This is a genomic window from Actinomadura gamaensis, assembly GCF_042652125.1.
In the GTDB taxonomy this organism is placed as follows: Bacteria; Actinomycetota; Actinomycetes; order Streptosporangiales; family Streptosporangiaceae; genus Spirillospora; species Spirillospora gamaensis.
Map to the genome: position 1 here is coordinate 492883 of NZ_JBHSIT010000003.1, position 13565 is coordinate 506447.

A 13565-nucleotide genomic window follows, 5' to 3' on the forward strand; every position below is an offset into this window, starting at 1 on the left:
CGCCGCGCGGACGATGCGCCGCAGGTCGGAGGCGTCCTAGGGTGGGCGGCGATGAGCACCGACGCCCGCCCCGTCCAGCACGGCACCCGCCTCCGACGCGCCCTCCAGCGCGGCACCCGCCTCCGGCACGCCGTCGCGCGCGGCACCCGCCTCCGGAACGCCGCTGCGCGCGGCACCCGCCTCCGACGCAGCGTCCAGCGCGGCCCTGGCCTGCGGCGCGGGGTTCAGCACGGCACCGATCTTCGGCGCGCCGACCAGCGCGGCACCGGTCTTCGGCCCGCCTTTGCGCGCGGCCCTTATCCGCGGCGCGGCGTCTTGCGCGGAGCCCGACTGCGGCGTGGGGTTCAGCGCGGCACCCGTCTCGAACGCGCCGTTGCGCGCGGCCCTGGTCTGCGGCGCGGGAACTTGCGCGACCACCGATTGCGGCGCGGGGGCCTGCGCGGCGCCCGTCTTCGGCTCGCTGGACGGCCGTGGCTGACCGACGTCGCGCTCGGTGGCGGGCTCAGTGTCCTGGACGCGGTGACGCTGCTGGGGAGGCAGCCCACGCCGTCCGCGGCGGGCGTCCTGCTGTGGGCGGCGCAGACCGTCCCGCTGCTGTGGCGGCGGCGGTGGCCGAAGACCGTCCTCGCGGTGATGACCGCCCTGTTCGTCCTGTTCGAGGCCGTGGACCCGGTCCCCGGCAAGACTCCCGGGCCGTACTTCCTGGTCTTCGGCGTGTACGCGGTCGCGCGGTACCGGCCCGTCCGCGAGGGGCTCGCCGCGACCGCGCTGGCGCTGGCCGTCGCGTCCGCGGCCGAGGCGCTGGCCGGGCGGGCCGCGATGCCGCGCGCCGACTCCCTGAACCCCGATTCCGCCCTCACGTTCGCCGCGTACTTCGCCGTCGCGCTCCTGCTCGGCTGCGGACGACGGCGCATCGACGCGGACGCGCGCCGCCTGCGCGAACTGAACGACCGCCTGCGCCAGCTGAACGAACGGCTGCGCGAACTGAACGAGCGGCTGCGCGCCGAGCGGGAGGCCAACGCGCGGCAGGCCGTCGTCGCGGAGCGGGCGCGGATCGCGGGCGAGCTCCACGACGTCGTCGCGCATCACGTGAGCGCGATCGCCGTCCAGGCGCGCTCGACCGAGGACGTCCTCGCCGACGATCCGCGGCTCGGCCTGCGGGGCGTCACGCGCATCGCCGAGACCGCCGACACCGCGCTCGTCGAGATGCGCCGCATCCTCGGGCTGCTCGTGGTGAGCGGCGACACGACGGAGCCGTCGCTCGCGCATCTCGGCCGGCTCGTCGAGGCGGCCGAGGCGGCGGGCTGCCGCGTCACGGCCGAGATCGATCCGCGGGCGGCCGAGCTGCCGGTCGCCGTGCAGGCTTCGGCGTACCGGGTGGTCCGGGAAGCGGTCACGAACGTGCTGAAGCACGCGGGCGCGGTCGGGCTGCGCGTCGCCGTGGTGTGCGACGCGTCCGGGCTTCGCGTGGAGGTCGAGAACGGCCCGCCCGGCGACGACCACCGGCCGGTGCCGGGATCGGGCCGCGGGCTGGTCGGCATGCGCGAACGAGTGGCCGCCTTCGGCGGCACCCTGGAGACCGGCCCGACGGCGTCCGGCGGCTGGCGCGTGACCGCCACGATCGCCCCGGGCGATGGACGATGACGATCCGGGTGCTGCTCGTAGACGACCAGGACATGGTGCGGGCCGCGCTGCGGGCCGTCCTCGACCGCCGCGAGGACCTGACCGTGGTCGGTGAGGCCGCCGACGGGGCCGGGGCGGTCGAGGCGGCGGCCCGGCTGCGTCCGGACGTGGTGGTCATGGACGTCCGGATGCCCGGCATGAACGGCGTCGAGGCGACCCGCCGCATCCTCTCCGCCGCGCCGGACGACGGAGTCCCGCCGCCGCGCGTGCTCGTCCTCACCACGTTCGACCTGGACGAGTACGTGCACTCCGCGCTGCGCGCCGGAGCCTCGGGGTTCCTGCTGAAGAACAGCCCGGCCGAGGAGTTCGCGCAGGCCGTCCGAGTCGTCGCGGCGGGCGAGGCGATGCTCGCGCCGAGCGTGACGCGGCGGCTGATCGGCGTGTTCACGGCGCTGCCGTCCGCGGCCGTCGGCCGGCCCGGCGGCTCCGCTGTTTCCGGCGCTTCCGGCGCTTCCGACCGTTCGAGCGCTTCCGACGGTTCGGGTGGTTCCGACGGTTCGGGCGGTTCCGAGGTGCTCGGCGCGTCCGGTGCGCGCGGAGGACGAAGTGGGCTCGACCTGCTCACCGAGCGGGAGCTGGAGGTGCTGCTGCTGGTCGCGCGCGGCTACTCCAACCAGCGGATCGCCGCCGAGCTCGATCTGACGCAGGCGAACGTGAAGAGCCGGGTCAACCGGATCCTCGTCCGGCTCGGGCTCGAGAACCGCGTGCAGGCGGCGATCCTCGCCCACGAAGCCGGGCTGCTGAGCGGCTGAGGCAGCCCGCTGAGCGGGCGAGGCAGGCTGTTGGGCTGGCGAGGCGGGTTGCCGAGTGGCTGAGGCGAGCTGCTCGCGGTGGCCGAGGTGGGGCGTTTGAGCGGCCGAGGCGGACTGCTGGGGGGGGGCGAGGCGAACTGTCCCCGGGCGAGGCGGGCTGCTGGGAGGTTGAGGCGGGCTGTTGGGCGGGTGAGGCAGGGCGCTGGGCGGCTCAGCCGGGCTGTTGGGCGGGGCGCTGAGCGGGCGAGGCGGCGGGCTGCTGGGCGAGCGAGGCGGGCTGCTGGTTGGTTGAGGGGGGCTGTTGGCCAGGCTAGGCAGGGCGCTGGGCGGCTGAGCCGGGTTGTTGGGCGGGCGAGGCGGGGTGCTGGGCGGCTGAACCGGGGGTGCTCGGTGGCTGGGGCGGGCGCCGCCTGGGGAAAAGCTGGCCGGACGAGGACATACGGGCTTCCCAGGAGGCGCGCTCGGGCGGACCCTCCAAGCGACCGAGCAAGCAGGGAGGCCGTCCCATGAACTTTCCGCCGCCGATGCCCCCGCCCGAAGCGCCACCTCCGCCTCCGGACGCGCCCCCGGCGCGGCCCCTCCGCGTCGAGGGCACGCCGGATCCGGCGCCTTCGCGCGCGCTCTGGCTCGTGAAGTGGCTGCTGCTGATCCCGCACTACATCGTGCTGCTCCTCCTCTGGATCGGGGTCGTGGTGGTGTCGGTGATCGCGTTCTTCGCGATCCTGTTCACCGGGCGCTACCCGCGCGCGCTGTTCGACTTCACGGTCGGCGTGCTGCGCTGGAACTGGCGGGTGAGCTACTACGGATACGGCATGCTCGCGACCGACCGGTACCCGCCGTTCACGCTGGGGGAGGCCCCGGACTATCCGGCGCGGCTCACCGTGGCCTACCCCGAGCGGCTGTCGCGCGGGCTCGTGCTGGTGAAGTGGTGGCTGCTGGCGATCCCGCACTACCTGATCCTGGCCGCGTTCAGCGGGGCCGGGATGTACTCGGCGAGCGGGAGCGGCGGGTGGCGGACGCCGGGCCTGATCGGCGCGTCGGTGCTGATCGTGGCGATCGCGCTGCTGTTCACGGCGCGCTATCCGCGCGGTCTGTTCAACCTGCTGATGGGGCTGAACCGGTGGAGCCTGCGGGTGTCGGTGTACGCGCTGCTGCTCAGCGACGTCTACCCGCCGTTCCGCCTGGACCAGGGACCCCTGGAGACGGAGCGGCCGCTGTGAGCGGACGACGCGAATTTAGGTAAGGTAAACCTAAGTTCGCTGCCGCGCCGCCCGTACGGAGACCGCCGATGCTGCCTTCCCCGCCGTCCGAGGACGCCCCGCACCGTCCGCCCCGGCTGGCCAGGCCATCACCGGTGCCACGACTCGCCGGGACGGTGTGCGTCTTGCCGGCGCCGGACGATGAGGACCGGTTCTGGGCTGAGGTAGGGCGGCGCGGCACGCCGGTAGTCGGGCCCGATCCGCTGGGCGATCCCGGATACGCGGCGGTGACGTTCCTCTGGCGAGGGACGTCCGCTACGCGCGCAGTCCAGGTCATGCCGAACAAGCTCGGCGACCCGAGCGACCCTTCGGCGAACCTCATGGAGCGGGTCCCCGGCACGAACACGTGGCACTGGACGCTTCGCCTTCGCCGCGACTGGCGTGGCACCTATGAGTTCTACGTGGACGAAGGCGGCGGTCCGGGAACGAGCACGCCCGAATACTGGCGCTGGCTGCGCACGCGTCGGCGCTCCGACCCGTCCAACCCGCGTGCGCTGCCCGGCCGCTGGGACGGCGAGCCCGTCTCCTACGCCGAGCTTCCCGACGCCCCGCGCGGGACGGACTGGGAGCCGCGCCCGGACGTGCCGCGCGGCACGGTCACCGAACACGAACTCGCGAGTGAGCGGCTGAGCGGCGTCCGACGCGTCTGGCTGTACGAACCGCCGGGGGGCGGGCGGGACCTGCCGGTGCTGGTGCTGCTCGACGGTGAGCACTGGCAGCCCCGGCTCGGCCTCTCGAACCTGCTCGACAACCTGATAGCGGACGGCCGGGTGCCGCCGGTCGCCGCCGTCCTGCCGGAGTCGGTCGATGTCACGACCCGGTGGAACGAGATGGCCTGCCGTCCGGAACACGCCGCGTTCCTCGCCGAGGAGCTCCTGCCCTGGGCCGCCGCTGAGCGGATTTCGATCACGAACGATCCGGCGCGCACGATCGTCTCAGGTCAGAGCCTCGGCGGGCTCGCTGCCGCGCACGCCGCGCTCACCTACCCGCAGCGCTTCGGGAACGTGCTCGCTCAGTCAGGATCGTTCTGGTGGCCGGACGGTCCGGGCGCGGAGTGGCTGACCGGCGTGATCGCCGAGGTCCCGCGCCGTCCGGTGCGGTTCCGGCTGGCGTTCGGCGAGCACGAGTGGGTGCTCCTGCCCGCCGCCCGCCGCCTCCGCGACACCCTCGCCGCCGCCGGCTACACCGACACCGCCTATCACGAGTACAACGGCGGCCACGACTACCTCTGCTGGCGCACCGAACTAACCAAAGGCCTAACCGCCCTACTCACCTAACCCCCTACTCCCACCTCCGCCCTGCTCCCACGTCCGCGCTGCTCCCGCGTCCGCGCTGCTCCCGCGTCCGCGCTGCTCCCGCGTCCGCGCTGCTCCCGCGTCCGCGCTGCTCCCGCGTCCGCGCTGCTTTCGCGTTTGCTCCTGCTCGCCTGATCGTGCCTGCTTGGTTGAGCAGCAGTGCTCACCTGATCGCTCGTGTTCTGCTGTGTGCCGCGCTGTTCACCTGACCGAACGTGCTCGCCTGACCGGCTGTGCTCATCTGAATGGTTTTGCTCACCTGACCGGTTCTGCTCGCTTGACCGGGCTTGCTCGATTGAACGGTCCTCCTTCTTTTGTTCACTCATGCTCGGCTGAGCGGTTTATTGGCGGGACAGGCGTGGGGCGAGGACGGCGGCGATCTGGTCGAGGTGACCGTCCTGGAGGAGTTGCGGGTGGGTGCAGGGCAGATCGTGGTTGACGATCTCGCCGCGCACGTGCGGGCGCCACGCTCCGACGTTCAGCCAGTCTTCGCGACGCGGTGCGGCGGCGGTGAAGAACAGCAGGTCACCGGCATAGACGCGATGCGTGTGCTCGCGCATCAGCCGGGCGTGGTTCGGGACGATGTCCATGATCCGGGAGAGGGTGCCGTCCGAGAGCCCGGCGAGCGGGCTGCCCGCACGGCGGAGCGTCGCGAGGACGTCGTCGCGGGTGCGTTCGTTTGTGCGATCGAAACCCGCCATGCGCAGGACGGCCGTGAGCGCGTCGCCCTCTTCCGGCGCCGGCCGCCCGCGCCACTGCTCGGCCGGGAACGCGTCGAGCAGGGCGAGCAGTTCCACGCGTTCACCGGCGTCCTGGAGCCTCACGGCGACGGCGTGCGCCAGGACGCCGCCCACCGACCAGCCCAGCAGCCGGTACGGGCCGTGCGGCTGCACCTCGCGGACGCGTTCGGCGTAGTCGGCGGCCTCCTCGTCCAGCGTGCGCGGCAGCGGCTCGTCTTGGCCGAGGCCGCGCGCCTGGATGCCGTGGACCGGCTGGTCAGGGCCGAGACGCGCGGCCAGTCCGGCATAGCACCAGGCCAGCCCGCCCGCCGGATGGATGGCGAACAGCGGCGGCCGACCGCCCTCGGAACGCAGCGGCAGGACGACGTCCAGCGCGTCCTCGCCGGACGCGGACGGCGCGTCGAGCCGCGCTGTGAGCGATGCCGGGGAGGGCGCTTCGAAAAGTGATCCGACCGTCAACTCCACGCCGAACTCCTCGCGCACGCGCGCGATCAGTCGCACGGCGAGCAGTGAGGTGCCGCCGAGGTCGAAGAACGTGTCGTCCGGGCACGTTCCGGGGACGTCGAGGATCTCGGCGAAGAGCCGTGTCATCGTCTCCTCGCGCGGGTTCGCCGGGCGTCGCGCGGTCTCGCCGCCCCCGCCAGCGAAGACGGGCGCGGGCAGCGCGGACCGGTCGAGCTTCCCGTTCGGGCTCAGCGGGAACGCGTCCAGCACGACCACCGCCGCCGGGACCATGTGCTCGGGCAGTTCGCGTGCCAGCGCTTCGCGCAGCGCGGCCGGGTCGGCGTCGCCCGTGACGTAACCGATCAACCGGTCGTCGCGGACGATCACGCACGCGCCGTCCACGCCGGGCCGTGCGGCGAGCGCCGCCTCGATCTCGCCCGGCTCGATCCGCTGGCCGCGCAGCTTCACCTGGTCGTCGGCGCGGCCGAGGAACTCGACCTCGCCGCCGTCCGTCCAGCGGGCGAGGTCGCCCGTCCGGTACATGCGCGCGCCGGGCGGCCCGAACGGGTCGGGGACGAACCGTTCGGCGGTCAGCTCCGGACGGTCGAGGTAGCCGTCGGCGAGCTGCCGTCCCGCGAGATGCAGCTCACCGGGGACGCCGGGCGGGCACGGCCGGCCCGCCGCGTCGAGGATGTACAGCCGCGTGTTCCAGACCGGCCGTCCGATCGGCACGGGCCCGGTGTCGCCGGGGGAGCAGGCGTGGAACGTCACGTCCACGGCCGCCTCGGTCGGGCCGTAGAGATTGTGCAGCTCGGTGTCCGGCATCGCCCGGGCGAACGCGGCGGCCGTCTCGCGTGGCAGGGCTTCGCCGCTGCAGAAGACGCGGCGCAGCCCGAGGCGGTCCGGTTCGTCCGCCTCGGCCAGGAAGACCTGCAGCATGGACGGCACGAAATGGCACGTCGTCACCGCGTGCTCGCGGATCAGCCGGGTCAGCCGTACGGGATCCCGATGCGCGCCGGGCTCGGCGACCACGAGCGTCGCGCCCTCGCGCAACGCCCAGAAGAACTCCCACACCGACACATCGAACGAAGAAGGCGTTTTCTGGAGCACACGATCGTCCGGTCCGAGCGGATATTGATGCTGCATCCAGCGCAACCGGTTGTCGATCGCCGCGTGCGACACGACCACACCCTTCGGACGCCCCGTCGAGCCCGAGGTGTAAATGACATACGCCGCATCCTCCGGCACAAGCCCCGAGTCGAAGCCGTCCGTCGATTGTTCTTGGGGAAGCCCATCGGGGAGGCCGCCCGACGGATCTCCCGGCGCAATCCCCTGCGGGAAGCCCTCAGCCAGATGTTCCGGCGAACGTCCCGAGAGGACGGCACCCATCGGTTGGTCCAGCGCAGACTCCGGCGGCCGTGCGTTCGTCGGAGGTTCTGGCGCGAGTTTCAGGGGGAGGGCGTTCGTCGGAGGTTCTGGCGCGAGCTTCGGGGGGAAGGCGTTCGTCGGAGGTTCTGGCGCGAGCTTCGGGGGGAGGGCGTTGGTCGGGTGCTCCTGGGCGAGCCGTGCGGGGAAAGGGTTCGCTGGGTTTTCTGGCGTGAGTTGTGCGGGCGAGCGGCCGGCTGTTTGGGTTGTTAGGTGGAAAGCGTCGAGGGCCACGATCGGGGGGCCGCTGGGGAGGCGGTTCGCGTGGTCGGTGATCGCGCAGACGGGGGTGGCGTCGGCGAGCATGAAGGCGAGGCGTTGCTCGGGATAGTCCGGATCGAGCGGTAGGTAGGCGGCGCCTGCTTTGATCACCGCGAACAACGACACGATCAGATCGATCGATCGCGGTACGGAGACCGCGACGACCGAGCCCGGGCGCGCGCCGAGCGTGCGGAGATGCCGGGCCAGCCGGTTCGCGCGGACGTCCAGCTCCGCATAGGTGAGCATCGTGTCGCCGAAGATGAGCGCGGGAGCGTCGGGATGCTCGGCGACCGCCGCCTCGAAGGGTTCGAGCAGCGTCGAATCGGGCACGGCGTGTTCGGTTCGGTTGAAGGTGTTCACCACGAGTTCGTGTTCGGATGGTGTCGCTATTCCGAACTCGAACAGCGGGGTGTCCGGTTGAGCGTTCGTGATCCGGTCGAGCAGGAACAGGAATCGCTCCTGGTGGACGGCGAGATCGTCCTCCCCGTACAGCGCCGGGTTGCCGTCGTGGTCGATGCGCAGACCGCGGCCGTCGGCGCGGTCGTAGACGTTGACGGTCAGGTCGTCCACCGGACCCGCCGACAGGTTCCGCGCCCGCGCGGGTGCACCCGCGAACTCCGCGCCGTAATCGAACGGCATGACGTTGACCAGCGGCCCGACCAGCCCGCGCCCCTCGCCGAGCAGCCCGAGGTCGCGGCGGATGTCCTCGTGCCGGTACCGCTGGTGGCGGCGCGCCTCCCGGACGCCCAGCACGACCTTTCGGACGAGCCCGCCGACGGTGTCGTCCGGCGGGACGTCCAGCCGCAACGGCAGGACGTTCATCACCATGCCCGGCACCCGCAGCGCCGCCGAACCCATCCGGCCCATCATCGGCAGCCCGAGAACGGCCTCGGTCCGGCCGGTCGCGCGGGCGGCGTACAGCGCCTGCGCGGCGATCAGCACATCCGGCCAGGTGGCGCGCAACCGCTTGGCGAGATCGTGCAGGCGACCCGTCGCGTCCGGTGGCAGGTAGGCGGTGCGGCGCAGGAACGTCCGGGACGGCAGCGCGCCGCGTCGCGCGAGCCTGGGCGGGAGCGGGCTGCGTCCTGCGAGTCCGGACGGGATCGGGCTGCATCCCGCGAGCCCGGATGGGAGCGCGCGGCGTCCTGCGAGCCCGGGCGGGAGCGCGCTGCGTCCCGCGAGCCTGGGTGGGAGCGCGCTGCGTCCCGCGAGCCTGGACGGCTCGGGCCGGTCGCCGAAACGCTCGGACCAGAACGCCCGGTCGGTGTGGAAGGCCTCGGACGCCCGGTACGCGGCGTCCAGCTCGACCAGCTCGGACAGTGTCCCGAACGTGCGCGGTCCCGGCTCTTGCCCGGCTGCGAGTGCGGAGTAGACCTCGGCCGTGCGCCGCACGAGCAGCGAGTAGCCGTAGCCGTCCATGACCAGGTGGTGGATCCGCTGGTACCAGAGCCAGCGCCGCTCGCCGACCCGGAACAGCGCGTGCCGGAACGGCGGCCCGGCGGCGAGGTCGAAAGGCTCGGCGAGGTCGGCGCGCATCCACGCTTCAGCTTCGTTCTCGTTCGTTTCGCGCACAATGAGCGGCAACAGAACCTCGTCGTGCAGCCGCTGGACGGGACCGTCCTCGACGGTCACGCGCAGGGCGTCCGCCTCGGACACCACGCGCCGTAGCGCGGCGGCGAACAGATCAGGATCGATCGGACCGTCGATCTCCAGGCATTCGGCGGTGTTCTGCGCCGGGCTCAGCGGGTCGAGCGCCTGCGCGAACCACATGCCGAGCTGCGCCGATGTCAGGGGCAGGACGGTCACGCCGCCCCCAGCAGCTCGGCCCACGCCTCGATCGCGGGCCGCTCGGCGAGGTCGGCGAAGTCGGCGCGGACGCCGAGGTCGCGCCGCCACCGCTCCAGCAGCGCCATGATCCGGACGGAGTCGATGCCGTGGTCCACGAGGCTCTCGTCCAGCGGGACGTCGGCGGGGTCCTCGCCGAGAGCGTCCGCGACGTCCGCGCGGATCTGGTCGATGGTCAGGTCGGCGGTCATGCGGACCGGGCCTCCTTCGCGAACAGGGCTTCGGCAGTGGTGACGACCGCGCAGCGTCCGGCGGCCCAGCGCAGGGCCATGTCGTGGTCGGCGCGGGAGAAGTCGGCGACGGCGTCCGCGACGACGAACGCCTGGAAATCGCGCATCCACGCGTCGCAGGCGCTCATCAGCACACCGATGTGCGCGTACACGCCGACGATGACCAACTGATCGCGGCCCGACCGGCGCATCAGCTCCTCCAGGCCGGTGCGGACGAACGCGCTGTACTTCCACTTGGTGAGGACGGTGTCCCCGGCGGACGGCGCGACCGCGTCGGGCACCGCGAGCGCGTCCGGGTCGTCGGCGACGCCGGGTCCCCAGAAGTCGAGCTGGAGCCCGCGCTCGGCGGGCGTCTGCCCGCCGCGCTGCGCCGAGTAGACGACCGGAACGCCGAGCGCCCGTGAACGCCGCACGACGCGCGCCGCGTTGTCGAGCATCCCGGTCAGTGGCTGCTCGCCGGACGGGAACGCGCCCAGGAAATGGTTCTGCAGGTCGTGGACGAGCAGCACAGCGCGGCGCGGGTCCACGGTCCAGGAGACGCGGTTGGCGGGCAGCTCGTGCTCGGTGGGGAGGGGATAGGCGGAGATGGCGGGCAGGGCCATGGCGAAGCCTCCTCGATCAGTCGGAGCCGGACACGTCGGATTCGGACGGGCTGGATTGGGGCGGGCTGGATTGGGGCGCGCGGACGGGTGTGGGGGTGGTTGGAATGCTTTTGGGGGTGGCGGTGGAGCGTTGGGCTTTCTTGCTCGTTTTGCCGACGCCTGTGCGCGGGAAGGCGGGGACGAACTCGACCAGGTCGGGGACCTTGTAGGCGGCCAGGCCGCGTTCTCGGACGAAACGCCTGATCTCGGCGGCCTTCAGAGGGGCCGCGCCCGCGCGGGGGATGACGTAGGCGAGGGTTCGCTCGCCGAGGTACTCGTCCGGCACCGCGACGACCGACACGTCGTGCACGGACGGGTGGGCGAGGACGGCGTTCTCGACCTCCTCCGGCGCGATCTTCTCGCCACCCCGGTTGATCTGGTCCTTCGCGCGGCCCTCGACGACCAGGTGCCCGGACGGGACGCGCCGGACGATGTCGCCGGTGCGGTAGAAGCCGTCCTCGGTGAACGAACGCGCATCGTGTTCGGGCGCGCGCCAGTAGCCGCGGATCGTGTACGGACCGCGCGTGAGCAGGTGACCGAACGCGCCGTCCGGGACGTCCGCGCCGGTGTCGTCCACGATGCGGATCTCGTCGTCGGGGGAGATCGGCAGTCCCTGCGTGGTGACGACGGTCTCGCGGTCGTCGTCCAGGCGGGTGTAGCAGACCAGGCCCTCCGCCATGCCGAAGACCTGCATGAGGCGGCAGCCGAGCGCGGGTTCGAGGCGGCGCGCGGCCTGCTCGCTGTACTTCGCGCCGCCGACGAGCAGCAGGTCGAGGCTCGACAGGTCGTGTCCGGACGTGAGAGCGGCGTCCGTCCAGAGCAGCGCGAGCGGCGGGACGAGGCCCGTCATCGTGATCCGTTCCCGCTCGACCAGCGGGAACGCGGTCGCCGGGTCGGGCCGCGGGCACATCACGACCGTGCCGCCCGCGTGCAGGGCGCCGAGCCAGCCGGGCGAGCTCATCGGGAAGTTGTGCGCGGCGGGCAGGACGACGAGGAAGCGCGTGTCCGCGGTCACGCCGCAGATCTCGTCCGAGCCGCGGATCGAGTAAAGGTAGTCGTCGTGGGTGCGGGGGATCAGTTTCGGCACGCCCGTCGTCCCGCCCGAGAGCTGGAGGAACGCCAGCTCGTGGGGCTCGGGGCCGGGAAGCGGACGGTCCGGATCGCGGGGGACGTCCGCGAGGGGCGTGTGCTCGCCGGGGTCGCCGACCACGAAGACGAGCTTGAGCGTCGGTGTCGTCGCCTGGATCTCGCTCGCGAGCGTCCGGTGGTCGAAGCCGGCGTGCCGGTCCGGGATGACGTAGGCGACGGCCTCGGTGAACGCGCAGAAGTAGCCGATCTCGGCGGCGCGGTGCGCGGGCAGCGCGTACACGGGCAGCGCGCCGATCCGGAACAGTGCGAACACCACTTCGACGAACTCGCCGATATTCGGCAGTTGCAGGACGACCCGGTCACCCCGTCCGATGCCGCGCGCGGCGAACCCGGCGGCGAGGCGGTCGACGCGTTCGTCCAGCTCGCGGTAGGTCCAGGTGCGGCGTTCGGGAGCGGGATCGATCAGCGCGATCCGGTCCGGATGCGCGGCGGCGCGCTCGCGGAGCATCCCGCCGAACGTCTCGCCGCGCCAGTGTCCGGCGGCGCGGTAGCGGTCGGCGAACTCGGCGGGCCAGGTCGGCGCGTCCACGCCAGGGGTGATCGTCATGCCCGCACCCCCAGCGCGTCGAGGAGCGTGCGGAACTTCGCGGCGGTCTCGGCGATCTCGGCGTCGGGTCGGGAGGCGGCGACGATCCCGGCCCCGGCGAACAGCCGCAACCTGGCGCCCCCGGCCGCGCCGGCCTCGGCCGCTCCGCCCCCGGCCGCGCCGGCCTCGGCCGCTCCGCCCCCGGCCGCGCCGGCCTCGGCCGCTCCGCCCCCGGCCGCGCCGGCCTCGGCCTCGGCGCAGCGGATCGTCACGACCCATTCGCCGTCGCCGGACGCGTCCTGCCAGCCGACCATCCCCGCGTACGGGCCGCGCTCGAACGGCTCGGACGCGGCGATCACCTCCCGTGCCGTCGCGGTCGGCGTCCCGCAGACGGCCGGGGTCGGGTGCAGCGCGGACGCGACGTCCAGCGCGGTCGTCGCCGGGTCGTCCGGCTCGCCGAGGACGGTCGTGGACAGGTGCCACATCGTCGCGGTGCGGACGAGCGTCGGCCGGTCGGGCGCCTCCAGCCGCGTGCAGAACGGCGCGAGCGCGGACCGGACGGCTGCGACGACGACCGCGTGCTCGTGCAGGTCCTTCCGCGATTCGAGCAGCGCGGCGGCGTTCCGGACGTCCTCGGCGGGGTCCTCGCTGCGCGGCGCGGACCCGGCGAGCGGGTTGGCGACGAGACGTCCGCAGCGCCGCGCGACGAGCAGTTCGGGGCTCGCGCCGACGAGCGTCCGGCCGGGACCGCTCGGCACGGCGAACGTGTAGCCGGACGGGTCGCGGCGGGCGAGGCGGCGCAGGACGGCGGCCAGATCCGGCGCGTTCGGCGAGGTCAGTTCCAGCGTCCGGGCGAGGACGACCTTTGCGAACTCCCCGGCGCGCATCCGCGCGACGGCGGCGGCCACCGCCGCGCCGTACTCGCGGGCCTCGGGCACTTCGCGCACGTGCCAGCCGTCCCGCGCAGTGGTGTGCGGCACGGGCAGCGCGACCAGCGGATCCTCGCGCAGCGGCGGGGCCCACCGCACCGACTCCGGGACGGCCAGCGCGGACGGCGCGTCCGGCGCGAACGGCACCGACCCGACGACGACCGGGACCGGACCGCCCGGCCGCCGCCGCGCGGCGAGCACGTCCCGGACGCGTTCGGGCAGCGGCCGCCGGTCGTGCGGAACCTCGGCGGCGGTCCCGGAGGCGAGCAGGGTATGGCGGGGTGAACCGAAGAAGCGGTCGGTCCCGGGGCGGTAGGCGTCGAGCAGGGCGGTCGCCTCGCCCGGCGAGACGAACGGTTCTTGCAAGGAAACAGACATCAGTGTCC

Annotated in this window: 10 protein-coding genes; 4 read left to right on the forward strand and 6 right to left on the reverse strand. The window is 73.2% G+C overall.

Features of this window, described 5'->3' with window-relative positions:
• Positions 1-36 precede the first annotated feature (36 nt).
• Positions 37-417, reverse strand: coding sequence for a hypothetical protein (locus tag ACFPCY_RS12550; protein ID WP_378254514.1), 381 nt, complete (start codon positions 415-417; stop codon positions 37-39).
• On the opposite strand from ACFPCY_RS12550, the gene ACFPCY_RS12555 reads away from it, so the two are divergent.
• The 4 genes from ACFPCY_RS12555 (at position 406) to fes (ending at position 4971) form a co-directional block, all read left to right on the forward strand.
• Positions 406-1644 (forward strand): sensor histidine kinase, encoded by a 1239-nt coding sequence (locus ACFPCY_RS12555; protein ID WP_378254516.1) that lies wholly within the window; start codon positions 406-408, stop codon positions 1642-1644. The two genes, ACFPCY_RS12550 and ACFPCY_RS12555, sit on opposite strands and share 12 nt — an antisense overlap.
• Entirely contained in the window at positions 1641-2435 is a 795-nt protein-coding gene (locus ACFPCY_RS12560; RefSeq protein ID WP_378254518.1) for a response regulator, read from the forward strand. Before ACFPCY_RS12555 ends, ACFPCY_RS12560 begins: the two co-directional genes overlap by 4 nt.
• 524 nt (positions 2436-2959) lie before the next feature.
• Positions 2960-3655 (forward strand): DUF4389 domain-containing protein, encoded by a 696-nt coding sequence (locus ACFPCY_RS12565; RefSeq protein ID WP_417281564.1) that lies wholly within the window; start codon positions 2960-2962, stop codon positions 3653-3655.
• Between the two features lie 68 nt (positions 3656-3723).
• Complete coding sequence (gene fes / locus ACFPCY_RS12570) at positions 3724-4971, forward strand: enterochelin esterase (protein ID WP_378254521.1); 1248 nt, start codon at positions 3724-3726, stop codon at positions 4969-4971.
• Positions 4972-5330: 359 nt separating this feature from the next.
• Here the strand turns inward: fes and ACFPCY_RS12575 are convergent, their stop codons facing one another.
• Genes ACFPCY_RS12575 through ACFPCY_RS12595 form a run of 5 tightly spaced genes read right to left on the reverse strand, consistent with a single transcriptional unit; the run spans position 5331 to position 13557 of the window.
• Positions 5331-9665 carry an amino acid adenylation domain-containing protein gene (locus ACFPCY_RS12575; RefSeq protein WP_378254522.1) on the reverse strand — a complete coding sequence of 1445 codons (4335 nt, stop codon included), beginning with the start codon at positions 9663-9665 and terminating at the stop codon, positions 5331-5333.
• Positions 9662-9895, reverse strand: a complete 234-nt coding sequence (locus tag ACFPCY_RS12580) for a phosphopantetheine-binding protein (RefSeq protein WP_378254523.1) — start codon at positions 9893-9895, stop codon at positions 9662-9664. The genes ACFPCY_RS12575 and ACFPCY_RS12580 overlap by 4 nt, the downstream gene beginning before the upstream one ends.
• Complete coding sequence (locus tag ACFPCY_RS12585) at positions 9892-10536, reverse strand: isochorismatase family protein (protein WP_378254525.1); 645 nt, start codon at positions 10534-10536, stop codon at positions 9892-9894. The genes ACFPCY_RS12580 and ACFPCY_RS12585 overlap by 4 nt, the downstream gene beginning before the upstream one ends.
• Positions 10537-10552: 16 nt before the next feature.
• Complete coding sequence (locus tag ACFPCY_RS12590) at positions 10553-12271, reverse strand: (2,3-dihydroxybenzoyl)adenylate synthase (RefSeq protein WP_378254526.1); 1719 nt, start codon at positions 12269-12271, stop codon at positions 10553-10555.
• Positions 12268-13557 carry an isochorismate synthase gene (locus ACFPCY_RS12595; protein WP_378254527.1) on the reverse strand — a complete coding sequence of 430 codons (1290 nt, stop codon included), beginning with the start codon at positions 13555-13557 and terminating at the stop codon, positions 12268-12270. The genes ACFPCY_RS12590 and ACFPCY_RS12595 overlap by 4 nt, the downstream gene beginning before the upstream one ends.
• Positions 13558-13565 lie beyond the last annotated feature (8 nt).